Source organism: Streptomyces sp. PA03-1a (genome assembly GCF_033792805.1).
Taxonomy (GTDB): Bacteria; Actinomycetota; Actinomycetes; order Streptomycetales; family Streptomycetaceae; genus Actinacidiphila.
In genome coordinates, this window is sequence record NZ_JARAVO010000081.1 from 19,753 (window position 1) to 36,475 (window position 16,723).

Genomic DNA, 16,723 nt, shown 5'->3' on the forward strand with positions numbered 1-16,723 from the left:
CGCAAACGTGACCTGGCTCACTGCCCGGGCGCATAGTCGCCGGGACCTATCCAATCGCGGGCGTCCCGGGACGACGTCCGGGTGGACCGAGGAGACGAAGGTGTCAGTGCCGGTACAGAGCCGTACCCAGGGTCGCAGGGACCGTACCCATTTCCTGTACATCGCGGTGGTCGTCGCCGCGATCGCCGGCGCCGTGCTCGGGATGGTCGCGCCCGACGCGGCCGTCGAGCTGAAGCCCATAGGCACCGGATTCGTGAACCTGATCAAGATGATGATCTCGCCGATCATCTTCTGCACGATCGTGCTCGGTGTGGGCTCGGTCCGCCAGGCCGCCAAGGTCGGCAGGGTCGGCGGCCTCGCCCTCGGCTACTTCGTGGTGATGTCCTTCGTCGCCCTGGCCATCGGCCTGGTGGTCGGCAACATCCTCCAGCCCGGCGACGGGCTGCACCTGACCGACGCGCTCAAGGACGCGGGCCAGGCGCAGGCCAAGGACGCCCCGGCCGAGACCCTGCCGGACTTCCTGCTGAGCATCATCCCGGTCACCCTGGTCTCCGCCTTCACCGAGGGCCAGGTGCTGCAGACCCTCCTGGTCGCGCTGCTGGTCGGCTTCGGCCTGCAGGCGCTGGGGACGGCGGGCGAGCCCATCCTGCGCGGCGTCGGCCACATCCAGAAGCTGGTGTTCCGCGTCCTGTCCATGATCATGTGGGCGGCTCCGATCGGCGCCTTCGGCGCGATCGCGGCGGTCGTCGGCTCGGCGGGCGTGGACGCCCTCAAGGCGCTCGCCACGATCATGCTCGGCTTCTACGTCACCTGCCTGATCTTCGTCGTGGTCGTGCTCGGCCTGATGCTCCGCTTCTTCGCCGGGGTCAACCTCTTCCAGCTGCTGAAGTACCTCGGCCGGGAGTTCCTGCTGATCGTCTCCACCTCGTCCTCGGAGTCGGCGCTGCCCCGCCTGATCGCCAAGATGGAGCACCTGGGCGTCAGCCGCCCCGTCGTCGGCATCACCGTGCCGACCGGCTACTCCTTCAACCTCGACGGCACCATGATCTACCTGACCATGGCCTCGCTGTTCATCGCCGACTCGATGGGCCAGCCGCTCGCCATCGGCCAGCAGATCACCCTGCTGCTCTTCATGATGGTCGCCTCCAAGGGCGCCGCCGGCGTCACCGGCGCGGGTCTGGCGACCCTCGCCGGAGCGCTCCAGTCGCACAAGCCGGCCCTGGTCGACGGCGTCGGCCTCATCGTCGGCATCGACCGCTTCATGAGCGAGGCGCGCGCCGTCACCAACTTCGCGGGCAACGCCGTCGCCACGGTGCTGATCGGCACGTGGACCAAGGAGTTCGACCGTGAGCAGGCCCAGCGCGTGTTCGCGGGTGAACTGCCCTTCGACGAGACCACGCTCGTCGACGACGGCCACGGCACGGCCCCCGAGCCCGCCGCCCCCGTGGACACCGGCAAGGAGCCGGTGACGACGGCCTGACCGGCTGTCACCCCTGAACGGTCCCGCCGGGCGGATCCCCCCTCCGCCCGGCGGGACCCGTTGTGGTGTGTGGGGGCGGGGGAGTTCACCCGATCGGTCCAGGGTGCGGCGCGAGTTCCGTGAGGTGCGCCGGGGCGCGTCGGTGCAGGTCAGCGCGCGGGTGTGCGGGACTCGTGCGCGGGGCGCCGGGCATGCGGCGCGATGCGCCGGGAGGCGTGACGAGGGGATGTGTGGGGAGCGGCGCACGAACCGCTTCAGAAAGTTCGTCTCGGTTCGTGGATATGGCCAATTCCCGTTCCCCGTAAGGGAGATAATCACACGGCCCGGCGTTGGGGGTGGGGAGTGCGCGAGTCCGCCGTCTGCTGCATTTGGCGTAAACCGCACACTTGCGGACGGCTCGCTCGTTAGGAGTGCTGCGTCGCCTTTCAAGGTCTGGGATGCAGTGAGATGATTCTACTCAATTCCGGACAAATGGTGTGCGCACCAACGCACCTTACCGAACGAGGACCCCGCTATGACTGCCACCCCCACCGTGAACGCCGGCCACGACGCTCCGACCCGGCGCTCGCAGGCGCGGCGGAGGATCCCGCTGGCCGAGCTGGCCTCCCGCGGCAGCTCCGTGGCCTCCCCGGCCCTTGACCGCGTGATGCCCGCCGCCGCCTCCGCCGGGAACGTCCCGGTCGCGGCCTTCCAGTCGTTCAGCAGCAAGTAGGCCCGACCGACTCGGGGGTCCGGGCCGCAGTCATGGGGACATCAGCACCGGCCAGAGCGCTGTCGCAATTCGTGCTGAAACTGCACAGCCGGTGCGATTTGGCGTGCGATCACTGCTACGTCTACGAGCACGCCGACACCAGCTGGAAGACGCGTGTCCGGGCCACCCCCGACGAGGTGTTCGAACGGGTGGCCGCACGGATCGCCGAGCATGCCGCGGCGCACCGTCTCGCGGCCGTCCAGGTGGTGTTCCACGGGGGAGAACCCCTGCTGGCAGGCCCGGCCCGCATCCGGCGGGCGGCCGAGGCGCTGCGCCGGGCGCTCGACGGCGTGTGCGCCCTGGAGCTCGGCATCCAGACCAACGCCGTCCTCCTGGACGAGCGGTTCTGCGACGTCTTCGACGAGTTCGGCATCTCGGTCGGCGTCTCCCTGGACGGCGGCCGGGCCGAGAACGACCGCCACCGGCGGTTCGCCGACGGGCGGGGCAGCTACGACCGGGTCGTGGCGTCGCTCGGGCTGCTCCGCGAGCCGCGCTACCGCCATCTGTACGGCGGTCTGCTCTGCACCATCGACGTGGAGAACGACCCGCTGGCGGTCTACGAGGCCCTGATGGCGCTCGAACCGCCCCGCATCGACTTCCTGCTGCCCCACGCCACCCATGACGCCCCGCCCGCGCGCCCCGGCGGCGCCCGGGCGCCCTACGCGCAGTGGCTGCTGACCGTCCACCGCCGCTGGGCGGCCGAGGGGCGCCCGGTGCCCGTGCGGGTCTTCGACTCCGTGCGCCGGATGCTGCGCGGCGGGAGCAGCCTGGTCGAGTCGATCGGCACCGACCCGGTCGACCTGGTCGTCATCGAGACCGACGGGACCTTCGAGCAGGCCGACTCGCTCAAGACCGCCTACGACGGCGCCCCGGCCACCGGGATGGACGTGTTCGCCCACTCCCTGGACGAGGTCGCCGCCCACCCCGGCATCGCGGCCCGGCGGCAGGGCAAGGAGGGGCTGTGCGACGAGTGCCGCCGCTGCCCGGTCGTCGACGTCTGCGGCGGGGGACTGTACGCGCACCGCTACCGCACCGGGACCGGATTCGAGAATCCGTCCGCGTACTGCGGTGACCTGATGGAGTTGATCCTCGGCATCCGTGACGCCGAGGAGACGGAACGGGAGAATCCGGTGAGCACCGCGTCGGGGCGGCAGCCCCAGTCCTCGCTGACCGAGGACCAGATCGACCAGCTGGCCGCCGGCTACGGCGACGCCGCGACGGTCGCCGCGCTCGCCGCCGAGCAACTGGAGATCACCCGCGGACTGCTCACCGCCGTCTGGGAGCGCGCTCCCCGGGACGGCAGGACCGCCGCGGTCTGGCGGGTGCTCGCCGAGGTCGACGAGGCTGCGCCGGAGGCCCTGGACGAGGTGCTCGCCCATCCCTACGTCCGGCCGTGGGCCCGGCACTGCCTGGAGACGGGCGGCGCCGGCGGGGCGGACGTGGCGGGGCTCGCCGAGTTCGCCGCCGCCGCCGTGGTGCGGGCCGCGGGCCGGTACGGGGCGAGCGTGCGGGTGCCCGTCCGCGACGGCGCGGTACGCCTGCCGGGGCTCGGCCGCGTCCTGGTCGGCGCCCACGACGGAGCGGACGCCGACGTCGCCGCGACCGCCGACGGCTTCGGCGTGAGCGCCGCCGGCCGCACGGTGAGGATCGGCGCGCACGACCCGGGCGACGCGCGGTGGCACCCCGTACGGCGGGTCGGCCCGGCCGGATGGAGCGTCGCGCTGGAGGACACCGACCCCTACCGCGACGCCCACCAGTGGCCCCTGGTGCCCCGGCAGGACGAGGCCGAGGTCAAGGCCTGGCACGAGGACCTGGTCGCCGCCTGGGACTTCCTCGGCCGTGAGCTGCCCCGCTACGTGCCGGGACTGGCCACCGGGCTCGGCACCATCACCCCGTTGGTCCCGCCGGGCGACGGCAGTGACGTCAGCGGGGCCGCCCGGCAGGCGTTCGGCGCGGTCGGCATCGCGCGGCCCGCCGCCCCGGACACGCTGGCCCTGCTGGTCGCCCACGAGTTCCAGCACGTGAAGCTCGGTGCCGTCCTGGACCTGATGGACCTGTACGACCCGGAGGACACCCGCCTCTTCCACGCCCCGTGGCGCCCCGACCCGCGCCCGCTGGAGGGGCTGCTGCAGGGGACGTACGCGCACGTCGCCGTCGCCGAGTACTGGCGCGCGCTGGCCCGCCGGGGCGTCCCGGAGGCGGCGGCGCCCTTCGCCCGCTGGACCCGCGAGACCGCGGAGGCGGTCGACCGGCTGGCCGGCAGCGGCTCGCTGACCCCGCTCGGCAAGCGCTTCGCGGACGGGATGGCCGGCACCGTCGCCCCCTGGCTCTCCGAACTGAACGGGGTCTGAGGTGCACACCCTGGAAAGCCTGACCCGGGATCTGCGCGCGCTGGGAGTCGAGGCTGGGGACGTGCTGCTCGTCCAGGGCTCGCTGAAGGCGGTCGGCCCGGTCGAGGGCGGCGGACGCACCGTGGTCGAGGCGCTGCGGGCGGCGCTGGGCGAGCACGGCACCCTGGTCGCGTACGCGGCGACCCCGGAGAACTCCGTCACCTCCCGGCTGGACCGGCAGCGCACGGAGGGCATGAGCGAGGCGGAACTGGCCGCCTACCGCGACGCGATGCCCGCCTTCGACCCGCTGACCACCCCCGTCTCGCCCACCGTGGGACGGCTCGCCGAGGAGGTCCGGCTGGTGCCGGGCGCGCTGCGCAGCGCGCACCCGCACACCTCCTTCACCGCCTTCGGCCCGGCCGCGCGCTTCGTCACCGAGGGCCACGAGCTGGAGAGCCACCTGGGCGAGGACTCGCCCACCGCCCGGCTGTACGACCTGCGGGCCCGTGCCCTGCTGGTCGGCGTGGACCTGTGGGTCTGCACCGCCTACCACCTCGCCGACTACCGGGCGGTCCCGCCGCCGGACCGCCCTTACCAGGCCCTGGTGCGCAGCGCGGACGGCGGCAAGGAGTGGGTGCACTTCCAGGCGCCCGACATCGACGACCGCCACTTCCCGAGGCTGGTCCCGGTGGTGGCGCGCGAGTGCGCGGTGCTGGACGGTCCCCTCGGCGACGCGCCCTGTCATCTGGTGCCGATCGCCGACGCCGTGGACGTCATCGCCAAGTGGCTGGCGAACAACGGCCGTTGACGTAATCCGGGCAAAAATGATGGTCATGCGCTATTCCGCCGGAGAATAGACGGTTCCTACACTGAGGTTCCCTCACGAGGGGCGGAGTGGGGTCGTGCAGGCGGGCGGGGGAGATGGCGCATGGCATTACCCGTGGGGCAGGGAGACGCCTCGGACAAGCCCTATTTCTTCCTCAGTTACGCGCACACCCCCAGGAACGACCCCTCGGATCCCGACCCCGACCTGTGGGTCGCCAAGCTCTACAACGACCTGTGCGCGCACATCCTGCAGATGACGACGCTGCCCGCCGGGGTCAAGGCGGGCTTCATGGACCGGGGGATGAACGTCGGCGAGGGCTGGCCGGAATCGCTCGCCGAGGCGCTGGCGCACTGCCAGGTCTTCGTCCCGCTCTATTCGCCCCGCTACTTCCGCAGCCAGCAGTGCGGCAAGGAGTGGTTCGCCTTCTCCCAGCGCGCCGTCCACCACCGGTCCCTGCACGACCGCCCGATATCCGGCATCGTGCCCGCGCTGTGGGTGCCGGTCGCCGCGAACGACATGCCGGGCCCGGCCGAGGGACTGCAGTTCAACCACGCGGACTTCGGCGAGGACTACGCCGCCGAGGGCTTCTACGGGCTGATCAAGCTCAGCTACCTCAAGCACGAGTACGAGCGGGCCGTCTACCGCCTCGCACAGCGCATCGTGCAGGTCGTCGAGGACACCAAGATCGCCAAAGGGCGTCACCTCGACTACCACCACGTCCCCAGTGCCTTCGGCCCCCCGGGCACCAGCCGGCCGCTGCGCGTGACGGTGCTCGCCTGCTGCGACGCCGAGGAACTGCCCGCGGGCCGCAGCCCCACCTGTTACGGGCCCTCGCCGCGCGACTGGAACCCCTACCGCCCGCAGAGCAGCCGGCCGCTCGCCGACCACGCGGCCGACCTGGCGCGCAACCTCGACTACCGGGTCAGCGTGGGGGTGTTCGAGGAGGAGCTGGACCGCCTGCTGGACCCCACGCCCACCGCCCCCGGACTGCTGCTGCTCGACCGCTGGGCGCTGGACTCGCCCGACCGGCGGGAGATGCTGAGCCGCTTCGGCAGCGAGCACCGGCCCTGGGTCAGCGTCCTGGTGCCGTGGAACCGCGCCGACCCGGAGTCGGGCGGCCACGAGGAGGCCCTGCGCCGCCTCGCCGACGACGCCCTCGACCCCAGCCGCGCGGACGGCCCGGGCGGGCGCTTCGTCCGCAACAACATCCCGAGCCTGGAGGCGTTCAGCGACGACGTGCCCAGGGCCGTGGGACGCGCCGCCAAGCACTACGCCGCCCACGCCCCGGCCTTCCCGCCCCAGGGCCCGCACAGTTCGCGCCCCAGGCTCCGGGGCCCGTCCCCAGGGGCGTACGGACCCGAGCGCTCCTCCCCGTACGGCCTGCACGACGACCGCGGCACCACGGAACCCGACAAACCGGAGGGCGAGGATGACCGAGAGCCGTAACGGACGTGTGATCACGTTCTACTCGTACAAGGGCGGCACCGGACGGACCATGGCCCTGGCGAACACCGCCTGGATCCTCGCCGCCAACGGCCACCGGGTGCTGACGGTGGACTGGGACCTGGAGGCCCCGGGCCTCTTCCGCTTCTTCCACCCCTTCCTGGACCCCTCCGCGCTCGCGGCCACCACCGGCATGATCGACCTGATCACCGAGTACCGGGAGGAGGCGCTGCGCGACGTGCCGCGGCCGCCCGACTGGCACCGCCAGTTCGCCCGGGTCCGCCCGCACGCCATATCCCTCAACTGGGCCTTCCCCGGCGGCGGCAGCCTGGACTACCTGTCCGCGGGCCGGCAGGACCGCAACTACTCCACCGCGCTCACCGGCATCGACTGGGACGTCTTCTACGACCGCTTCGGCGGCGGCCAGTTCCTGGACGCCATGCGCGCGGACATGCGCCGCCACTACGACTACGTCCTCATCGACAGCCGTACCGGCCTCAGCGACATCGCCGACATCTGCACCGTCCACATGCCCGACGAGCTGGTGGTCTGCTTCACCCTCAGCGACCAGAGCATCTTCGGCGCCGCCGCCGTCGCCCGTGACATCGAGGAGCGCTACAACGGCCGGGGCATCCGCATCTTCCCCGTGCCCATGCGCATCGACGACGGCGAGAAGGAGAAGGCGGACGCCGGACGGGCCCTGGCCCGCGCCCAGTTCGACGGTCTCCCGGCCGGCATGGACGACGACGAACTCGTCTCCTACTGGGGGTCGGTGGAGATCCCCTACCGCCCCTTCTACGCCTACGAGGAGATCCTGGCGACCTTCGGGGACGCCCCGGGCCTGTCCAGCTCGATGCTGTCGGCCTGCGAACGCCTGACCTCCGTGGTCTCCGGCGGCGCGGTGAACTCGCTGCCCCCGATCGCGGAGTCCGAACGGCTGTGCTGGGCGGCGGAGTTCACTCGGCGCAGGCCCGTCCCGCCGTCCGGCCTGGTGCTGGCGTACGTGCCCGAGGACCGCATGTGGGCGGACTGGATCGAGTGGATCCTGACCCGGGCCGGGTTCCGGGTCGTCCCCTGGGACGTGGAGACCCACACCGCCCCCGCGGAACAGCCCGCCGTGGCCGGGGCCTCCGCCCGCACCCTCGTCGTGCTCTCCGCCGCCTACCTGCGGTCCCGGCGGGCCATGCGGGTGTGGGAGTCGAGCGCGGGCACCGACCCCTCGGGCCCGCAGCACCAACTGCTGCCGATCCGGGTCGGCGACGTCCGCCCCGGCCCGCCGCTGGCCCAGCGCAGCCCGGTCAGCCTGGTGCGGCTCGACCACGCCGCGGCCGCCACCACGCTGCTGCGCGCCCTCGGCCGTGACGACACGGACCTCAGCCCGACCGCCATGACCAACGGCCCGCGCTACCCCGTCGGCGACCCCAAGGTGTCCAACCTGCGGCCCCGCAACACCTTCTTCACCGGCCGCTCCACCGTCCTGGACCGGCTGCGCGACCGCCTGGGCGGCGGCAACCCCTCCGTCCAGCCCTTCCCGCAGACCCTCCACGGCCTCGGCGGCGTCGGCAAGACGCAGGTGGCGCTGGAGTACGCGCACCGCTTCAAGGCCGACTACGACCTCGTGTGGTGGATCGAGGCGGAGCAGGAGGACCGGATCGCGCCCTCCCTCGCCGAACTCGCCCGCCGCCTGGAGCTGAGGGTCGGCGACAGCGTGTCCGAGGCCGCCGAGGCGGCCCGTGAGGAACTGGCCACCGGCACCCGCTTCCCGCGCTGGCTGCTGGTGTTCGACAACGTCGAGGACCCCGAGCGGGTGCGCCGCTTCTTCCCCGGGGGACGCGGCCACATCGTGGTCACCGCCCGGAACAAGCCGCCGACGGGACCGACCGAGCCCCTGGAGATCGAGGTCTTCAACCGCTCGGAGAGCGTGGAGCACCTGCGCCGCCGGGTCGGCGGGATGAGCCGGGAGGACGCCGGGCAGGTGGCCGAGGCGGTCGGTGACCTGCCGCTGGCGGTCGAGGTGGCCGCCGCGTGGCTCGCCGAGACCGCCACCCCCGTCGACGTCTACGTGCACCAGCTCATGGAGCAGACGACCAAGGCGCTGTCGGTCACCACCGCCGCCGGCTACCCGCGGGAGGTCGGGGCGACCTGGAGCATCTCCATCAGCCGGCTGCGCAACCAGTCCAAGGCCGCCGTCCGGCTGCTGGAGCTGTGCGCGTTCTTCGCGGCCGAGCCGATCTCGATGACCCTCATCGAGAGCGACTCCATGATCCAGGCGCTGCTGCCGCACGACCCCCAGCTGCGCGACCGCTACATGCTCGGCAAGGTCATCCAGGCGCTCAACCGCTTCGCCCTGGCCAAGGTCGACCCGGCCGACAGCAGCATCCAGGTGCACCGGCTGGTGCAGGCCGCCGTGCGCTCGGAGATGTCGCAGGACGACCAGCAGGACACGATGCACGAGGTGCACCGCATCCTCGCCGAGGCCCGGCCGCCGGAGGACGCCATCAACGACCCGGCGAACTGGCCCGGGTTCGAGCTGATCTGGCCGCACCTCGCGCCGTCGCAGGCCGAGGACTGCCGCGAGGAGAAACCACGCCAGCTGCTGGTCAACCGTGTCCGCTACCTGTGGAAGAGCGGCGAACTGGAGCAGGCCAGGCAACTGGCCGAGCAACTGCTCGGCGTGTGGCAGCAGTCCCTCGGCGAGGACGACCTGCAGACCCTCAACCTGCAGTTCGAGCTCGCCAACGTGCTCCGCTCGCAGGGCAAGTACCAGGAGGCCCGGCAGTACGACGAGGACACTCTGGCCCGGCAGACCGCCCTGCTGGCCCCCGGCCACCCGCACACCCTGATCACCGGCGGCAGCCTCGCCGCGGACCTGCGGGCGCTGGGCCTGTTCCAGGAGGCCAGGGAACGCGACGAGCAGATCTACGCCGGCTTCAAGGACATCTTCGGCGAGCAGCACCCGCGCTCGCTCGTCGCGGCCAACAACCTCGCCATCGACTACCGGCTCACCGGGGACTCCGAACTCGCCCGCCGGCTGGACCAGGAGACCGTGGACCGGCGCACCCCGATGCTCGGCGACCGCCACCCGTACACCCTGTCCACCAAGGCCAACCTCGCCCGCGACCTGCGGGAGATCGGCGACTACACCGGTTCCGTCGCGATGCTCGAAGAGGTGATGGACGTCTTCCAGGACGTCCTCAACCCCGACGTGCCCGAGACCCTCCGCAACGCCAAGAGCCTCGCCGTCTCGCTGCGCAAGGCGGGCCGCGCCGCGGAGGCGATGCGGCTCACCCAGGTGACGTACGACCGCTACCTGGAGCGGTACGGGCCCGACGTGCCCGACACGCTCGCCTGCGCGCTCAACCTCGCCGCCGACTACTCGGCGGCCGGCGACAAGGCGAAGGCCCGCGACCTGGCGACCGACGCCCTCGCCGCCTACCGCCGGCTGCTCGGCGACGACCACCCGTTCACCCTGGCCTGCCGCAACAACCTCGCCATCTACCTGCGGGGCAGCGGCAACGCCGAGGAGGCCGTGGCGGTCGGCACCGAAACCCTGGCCGGGCTGGAACGCGCGGTCGGCCCCCGGCACCCCTACACCCTCAACTGCACGATCAACCTGGGCAACGCCACGGGCGAACAGGGGGACACCGACCGTGCCGTGACCCTCCTGGAGACCGCACTGCGCGGCCTCACCGAGCGCTACGGTCCCGAGCACCCGGACGCCCTGGCCTGCGAGATCAACCTGGCCTACGCCCTGCGGCAGTCCGGCCGGCACGCACGGGCGCAGGCGATCCGCAGCAAGGTGCTCCCGGAGTGCGTACGGCTGCTCGGCGAGGAGCACCCCCTCAGCCGGGCCGCCCGCGAGTGGTACCGGGTCAACCGGGACCTGGAGCCGCAGCCGGTGTGAGCGGCGGTCAGGCGGGCATCGACCGCGCCCGACCGCCCCCGGCGGCCGCCCAGGCGAGCACCTTGGGCAGCACCGACAGGGCCGCGAAGTGCGCGGCCCCCGGCTGCACCACCATGCTCGCGCCGGGGATGTGCTCGGCCAGCCAGCGCGAGTGCGCCACCGGCGAGAACACGTCGTCCTCGCCGTGCCACAGCAGCACCGGCGCCGCGATGCGGTCCAGTCCGAACCCCCAGCTACGGTTGAACGCCAGCGTGTCGTCGATCCAGCCGTCGGCCGAGGTGCGCAGCGCCTCCGCGTAGGTGCGCAGCAGCATCGTGCGCAGGCCCGCGTCCGCGATCACCCGCTGGTCCGGCTCCGGCATCTCCTCCCGGAGCACGGCGAGCAGGCTGGCCGGGTCGTCGCGGATGGTGCGGGAGCGCAGTTCCAGCCGGGCGGCGAGCCGCCGTTGCGCCGCGTCGGCGGTGGTGTGGTCGCGGACGTTGGACCGGGTCATCCCCGCGTACCAGGCGAGCCCCTGCGCGTCCCGCGGCGCGAGCCCCACCAGCACCGCCACCCGCGTCACACGGTCGGGCAGCAGCGCGGCGCACGCGAGCGAGTGCGGCCCGCCGCCCGAGCGGCCGACCACCGCGAACGCGTCCAGGCCCATGGCGTCGGCGATCGCCGCGACATCGGCGGCGACGTCCGCGACCCGCCGGCCGGGCAGCCGCTCGGAGCCGCCGTACCCGGGCCGGTCGAAGGAGATCAGCCGCACCCCCAGCCGGTACAGCACGGCGCTGCGCGGCACCGGGCCGAGCCGGCTGCCGGGTGTGCCGTGCAGCAGGAACACGGGCCTGCCCCGCGGATCGCCCCGGGTCTCCACCGCCAGTTCCCGCCCGTCCCTCGCCCGTACGACACGCACTGCGAGCAGCCCCCTCTCGTGTCCCGCGGTCCGTCCCTCACACGCGCATCTCGCGCCTCGCCTGCCAGGTGGTGTGCTCCCGGGACACCGCGTCCTCGGCGTCCCGGGTCAGCTGCGACCACAGGTGCTCGGCATGCGGGTCGTCCAGGTCCAAGGACGCCAGCTGCACCCGGATCAGCTCCAGTTCGTCGGCCGCCACCCGGTACGCCGCGGCCAGCGGGCTGTACTGGCGCAGCTGCGCCCAGGCCGCCACCGAGGCCGTGATGGCCGACACGAAGCCAAGGGTGTCGAAGGGTGACCAGCCGCCCGCCCGCAGCACCAGGAAGAGGACGCCGAGCAGCGGGAAGGCCATCGCCAGCCGTCCCGCCCGGCGCCCGTTCACCTCGCAGCGGACCGCCTTCATCGTGTACCACTCGTGCTGCACCCGGATGCGCTCCCGCAGGTACACGTCGTGCCGCACGCGCAGCGGCGCGTCCCGCAGCCGCCGCATCGCCGGGGTGATGCCCGAGTCGACGTGGGAGGGCAGGGCCCTGCTGCGCCGGAAGGTGTGCAGGACGTCACCGAGCTGCAGCCGGTACAGGGCGTCCGGGTCGCGTTCGTCGCCGGGCGGCGTGAAGGGGTCGGCCCGCACCGAGTACTTCCAGGCGAGCGTCTTCATGGACTCGGCCAGCGCCCGGCCCTCGTACCACAGCGCCTGCGGGTTCTGGCGGTGGATCACCCAGGTGGTCCACGCGGCGTACGCGAACAGGACGGCCGCGAGCCAGGAAGCCCAGTGCAGGCGGCCCGCGGTGGCGTCGAAGGAGCTGAAGACGGAGGCCACCGTGAGCAGCCCGAGCTGCTGGCGCGACAGCCGTACGGTCTGCCACTGGCCCCGCAGTGACGCCCGGTCGGCGGACCGGAACAGGTCCGGGAGCAACTCGCGTTCGCTCACCATCGGCAGCGGCCCCCCGCACTCGCTGAATCCCGCAGTCATCCCAGTATGGGCGTGCCGGGGGCGGCAGCCCAGTAGGCGTCCGGCCGAACTCCCGCTCCCCGCACGCGCCGTGGCCGCGCGGGCGGCGCCGCGCGCGGCACGTCCGTCACGCCCTCGGCGAACGTGCGCCGCACGGGCCGGAGCGGCGGGCAGGCTGAGGGGTGTGCTGACACGAGTCGCGGTCCTGTCCGACGTCCACGGCAACCTGCCGGCCCTGCAGGCCGTACTGGCCGAGCCCGACGTCCGCACCGCCGAGCGGGTGGTCCTCACCGGGGACCACGCGGCGGGCCCGATGCCGGTGCCCACCCTCGACGCGCTGCGCGACCTCGGCGGGCGCGCCCTGTGGATCCGCGGCAACGCGGACCGCGAACTGGTCGAGCACCGCCGTACGGGCAGGACCACCGGGTACCCGGAGTCGGACTGGGCCGCGCGACGGCTCCGCGAGGACCAGGTGACCCTGCTGGCAGGCCTCCCGGACACCGTGGAGCTGGAGGTCGACGGCCCGGGCCGGACGCTGTTCTGCCACGCAACCCCGCGCGACGACGAGGAGATCGTGCTCGTCGACTCCCGCGCCGAGCGCTGGGCCGAGGTGATGTCCGGCGTCGCCCCCGAGGTGGAGACCGTCGTCTGCGGGCACACGCACATGCCGTACGCCCGGGTCGTCCACGGCCGGCTGGTCGTCAACCCCGGGAGCGTCGGTATGCCGTACGGCCGCGGCGGCGCCCACTGGGCGCTCCTGGGCGCGGGCGGCGTCCAGCTGCGTCGCACCGTCTACGACCGCGAGGCGGCGGCCGCACGGATCGTCGCGGAGTCCGGCTTCGACGGCGCGGCGCGGTGGGTGCGGGAGTACGTCCTCGGCTGCCATCCGGCCGAGGCCGTGATCGACGCGTGGGGCCCGCGCGACGGGCGGCCCGCGCTACGAGGCCGCCCTGCGCCACCGTGACGGCGACGCCCCGATGGCCGGCCGCTACGGCCGCTGGCTGGGGGCCCCTTCGACCTGGGCCGCCGCTGCGCCCAGTCCGGCGTCAGCACCCTCACCGTCAGGGTCGACGGCGACCGGGCGTACTTCTTCCTCGACCGGCGCGACGCCCAGGGCGTGGCCACCGCCATGAACACCACCCACGTCGTCCCCGCCGGGGAGTTCCAGCCGCACGCCGACGTGCTGCCGGTCTGGCACTCCGACCTGGACCTGTGGCACAACACGATGCGCGAGTACGCGGAGGAGTTCCTCGGCGCGCCGGACGCCGGGGGCGTCGGCGGGGCGACCCTCGACTACGACACCGACGAGCCGTACGCGAGCATGAACCGCGCCGCCCGCGAGGGCCGGGCCCGCTTCAGCTTCCTCGGGCTCGGGCTCGACCCGCTGAACTGGAAGCCGGAGCTGCTCACCGTCTGCGTGTGGGAGGCCGCGACCTTCGACACCGTCTTCGGCGGCATGACCGAGCGCAACGAGGAGGGTGTGATCGTGGTCGGCCACGGCCACCGGGGGCTGCCCTTCACCGAGGAGAACGTCCTCGGCTACGCCAGGCACCCCCGCACCCACTCCGCGGGGCGGGCCTGCCTGCACCTGGCGTGGCGCAGGCGGGCCGCACTCGGCATCCCGTGACGTACGGTCAGGCCGGCCGCAGCCAGACCGTGGCCAGCGGCGGCAGGGTGAGCTGCACGCTCTCGCGCCGGCCGTTCCAGGCGACCGGCTCGGACTTCAGCGGCTCGGGGTTGGTGACGTCGCTCCCGCCGTAGGCGGCGGCGTCGGTGTTGAGCACCTCCCGCAGCGCCTCCACCCCGTCCGGCACGCCGATCCGGTAGCCGTGGCGGACCACCGGCGAGAAGTTGCTGACCGCGACCAGCGGGTTCCCCCCGGCGTCGAGGCGCACGAAGGAGAAGACGTTGTCCTCGGCGGCGCCGCCGTCGAGCCAGGCGAAGCCGTCCGGGGTGGTGTCGAGCTGCCACAGCGCCGGTGTGGCCCGGTAGCAGGTGTTGAGGTCACGGACGAGGTCCCGCACTCCGCGGTGGTCGCCCGCCGCGGAGTAGGTCTCGTCGAGCAGCCACCAGTCCGGCCCGTGGTCGTGGGACCACTCGGCTCCCTGCGCGAACTCCTGTCCCATAAAGAGCAGTTGCTTGCCCGGGTGGGCCCACATGAAGCCGAGGTAGGCGCGGTGGCCGGCGCGCTGCTGCCACCAGTCGCCGGGCATCTTGGCCACCAGCGCGCCCTTGCCGTGGACGACCTCGTCGTGCGAGATCGGCAGGACGTAGTTCTCGCTGTAGGCGTACACCATCGAGAAGGTCATCTCGTTGTGGTGGTACTTGCGGTGCACCGGCTCGTGCTTGATGTACTCCAGCGAGTCGTGCATCCACCCCATGTTCCACTTCAGGCCGAAGCCGAGCCCGCCGAAGCCGGCCGGGCCGACGTGGTGGGTGGGCCGGGTGACGCCGTCCCAGGCGGTGGACTCCTCGGCGATGGTGACGACACCGGGGCAGCGCCGGTAGACGGTCGCGTTCATCTCCTGCAGGAAGGCGACGGCGTCCAGGTCCTCGCGCCCGCCGTACGCGTTCGGCGCCCACTGGCCGTCCTCGCGGGAGTAGTCCAGGTAGAGCATGGAGGCGACGGCGTCCACCCGCAGCCCGTCGATGTGGAACTCCTCGCACCAGTAGACCGCGTTGGCCACCAGGAAATTGCGGACCTCGGTGCGGCCGAAGTCGAACTCCAGCGTCCCCCAGTCGGGATGGTCCCCGCGCCAGGGGTGCTCGTAGAGGTTGGTGCCGTCGAAGTCCGCCAGCGCCCAGTCGTCCTTGGGGAAGTGAGCCGGCACCCAGTCCATGATGACGCCGATGCCCGCCCGGTGCAGCGCGTCCACCAGGTACCGGAAGTCGTCCGGGGTGCCCATCCGGGCGGTGGGGGCGTAGTACGAGGTGACCTGGTAGCCCCACGAGCCGCCGAAGGGGTGCTCGGCGACCGGCATCAGCTCCACGTGCGTGAAGCCCAGGTCGCGCACGTACGCCGGGAGCTGTTCGGCCAGTTCGCGGTACGACAGCCCCGGCCGCCACGAGGCGAGGTGCACCTCGTACACCGACAAGGGCGCCTCGTGCACCGGCACGCGGCCGCGCGAGGCCATCCAGTCGGCGTCCTGCCATTCGTGGCGGGACGCGGTGACGACGGAGGCGGTGGCGGGCGGTGTCTCGGTGCGGCGGGCCATCGGGTCGGCCTTGAGCCGCCGCCCGCCGTCCGGCCCGCAGACCTCGAACTTGTAGCGCTGCCCCTCGCCGACCTCGGGCAGGAACAGCTCCCACACGCCGGACGAGCCCAGTGAGCGCATCGGGAAGGCGGTGCCGTCCCAGCAGGTGAAGTCGCCGACCACCCGCACCCCGCGCGCGTTGGGCGCCCACACGGTGAACCGGGTGCCGGTGACGCCCTCATGGGTCATCGGCTCGGCGCCGAGCGCCTTCCACAACTGCTCGTGCCGCCCCTCGTTGATCAGGTGCAGGTCGAACTCGCCGAGCGCCGGCAGGAAGCGGTACGGGTCGTCCACCTCGCGCTCGTCGCCGTCGTAGGTGACGGCGAGCCGGTACGCGGGGACCTCGGTCAGCGGCAGCACACCGCTGAACAGCCCGTCGCCCTCGTGGTGCAGCACCGTCCGCGCCCCGTCGCCGGTGACGACGGCCACGCTCCGCGCGTACGGCCGCAGCGCCCGGAAGGCCAGGCCGTCCGCCACGCGGTGGACGCCGAGCAGCCCGTGCGGGTCGTGGTGGGCGCCGTCCAGCAGCCGGCGCCGCTCGCCGGGGTCGAGCTCCGGGGCCGGGGGCACATCGCCGGTCACGGGGCCGGCGGCCGGCGCGACCTCGGGCGCGGGCGGCGGCGCCTGGTGGCCGACCCCCGCGGGGGGCGCGGTGCGCGGCGCGGTGCCCGAGGCGGCCGGCCGCCCGGACCCGCCAGGGTCGTAGCCCCGCGCGACGGCCTCGGAGGAGCCGGACGCCTCCGGTCGCGGGCGGTCCGCTGCGGCCGGGCGGGCGCCCTCGGACGCGGGTTCCGCGCCGACGGTCTTCCCCCCACGTGCGGGCTTCGCGCCGGCGGCCTTCTGCGGCCCGGCGGCCGAGGCCGGCGGGCCGCAGAAGGCCGCCGG

11 protein-coding genes are annotated in these 16,723 nt (G+C 73.1%); 8 read left to right on the forward strand and 3 right to left on the reverse strand.

Annotation, left to right across the window (positions count from 1 at the left end):
* The first annotated feature begins 106 nt into the window (after positions 1-106).
* From PV341_RS19740 to fxsT, 6 genes are all read left to right on the forward strand, one after another.
* Positions 107-1,480: a cation:dicarboxylate symporter family transporter gene (locus PV341_RS19740; RefSeq protein WP_500325563.1), complete on the forward strand. Its 1,374-nt coding sequence runs from the start codon at positions 107-109 to the stop codon at positions 1,478-1,480.
* A 514-nt stretch (positions 1,481-1,994) separates the two neighbouring features.
* Positions 1,995-2,192, forward strand: a complete 198-nt coding sequence (fxsA, locus tag PV341_RS19745; RefSeq protein ID WP_499514082.1) for an FxSxx-COOH cyclophane-containing RiPP peptide — start codon at positions 1,995-1,997, stop codon at positions 2,190-2,192.
* Between the two features lie 32 nt (positions 2,193-2,224).
* A complete protein-coding gene (locus PV341_RS19750; RefSeq protein WP_500325278.1) occupies positions 2,225-4,582 on the forward strand; it encodes an FxsB family cyclophane-forming radical SAM/SPASM peptide maturase in 2,358 nt (785 codons plus the stop codon).
* 1 nt (position 4,583) lies between these two features.
* Entirely contained in the window at positions 4,584-5,369 is a 786-nt protein-coding gene (locus PV341_RS19755) for an AAC(3) family N-acetyltransferase (protein WP_500358560.1), read from the forward strand.
* 120 nt (positions 5,370-5,489) lie between these two features.
* Positions 5,490-6,833 carry a TIR-like protein FxsC gene (locus tag PV341_RS19760; protein WP_500325274.1) on the forward strand — a complete coding sequence of 448 codons (1,344 nt, stop codon included), beginning with the start codon at positions 5,490-5,492 and terminating at the stop codon, positions 6,831-6,833.
* Complete coding sequence (fxsT, locus tag PV341_RS19765) at positions 6,817-10,734, forward strand: FxSxx-COOH system tetratricopeptide repeat protein (protein ID WP_500358561.1); 3,918 nt, start codon at positions 6,817-6,819, stop codon at positions 10,732-10,734. The genes PV341_RS19760 and fxsT overlap by 17 nt, the downstream gene beginning before the upstream one ends.
* 7 nt (positions 10,735-10,741) lie before the next feature.
* Here the strand turns inward: fxsT and PV341_RS19770 are convergent, their stop codons facing one another.
* A complete protein-coding gene (locus PV341_RS19770; RefSeq protein ID WP_500325270.1) occupies positions 10,742-11,632 on the reverse strand; it encodes an alpha/beta fold hydrolase in 891 nt (296 codons plus the stop codon).
* A 37-nt stretch (positions 11,633-11,669) separates the two neighbouring features.
* Positions 11,670-12,605: a DUF4231 domain-containing protein gene (locus tag PV341_RS19775; protein WP_499514088.1), complete on the reverse strand. Its 936-nt coding sequence runs from the start codon at positions 12,603-12,605 to the stop codon at positions 11,670-11,672.
* Positions 12,606-12,768: 163 nt separating this feature from the next.
* On the opposite strand from PV341_RS19775, the gene PV341_RS19780 reads away from it, so the two are divergent.
* Both PV341_RS19780 and PV341_RS19785 read left to right on the forward strand, forming a co-directional pair.
* The gene (locus PV341_RS19780; RefSeq protein ID WP_500325268.1) at positions 12,769-13,548 is read left to right on the forward strand and encodes a metallophosphoesterase family protein; all 780 of its coding nucleotides are present in this window, start codon (positions 12,769-12,771) and stop codon (positions 13,546-13,548) included.
* A gap of 165 nt (positions 13,549-13,713) precedes the next feature.
* On the forward strand, positions 13,714-14,211 hold the full coding sequence (locus tag PV341_RS19785) for a hypothetical protein (RefSeq protein WP_500325266.1): 498 nt from the start codon (positions 13,714-13,716) through the stop codon (positions 14,209-14,211).
* Between the two features lie 7 nt (positions 14,212-14,218).
* Here the strand turns inward: PV341_RS19785 and glgB are convergent.
* On the reverse strand, positions 14,219-16,723 hold a 2,505-nt coding region (gene glgB / locus PV341_RS19790), incomplete at its 5' end, for a 1,4-alpha-glucan branching enzyme (protein WP_500358563.1).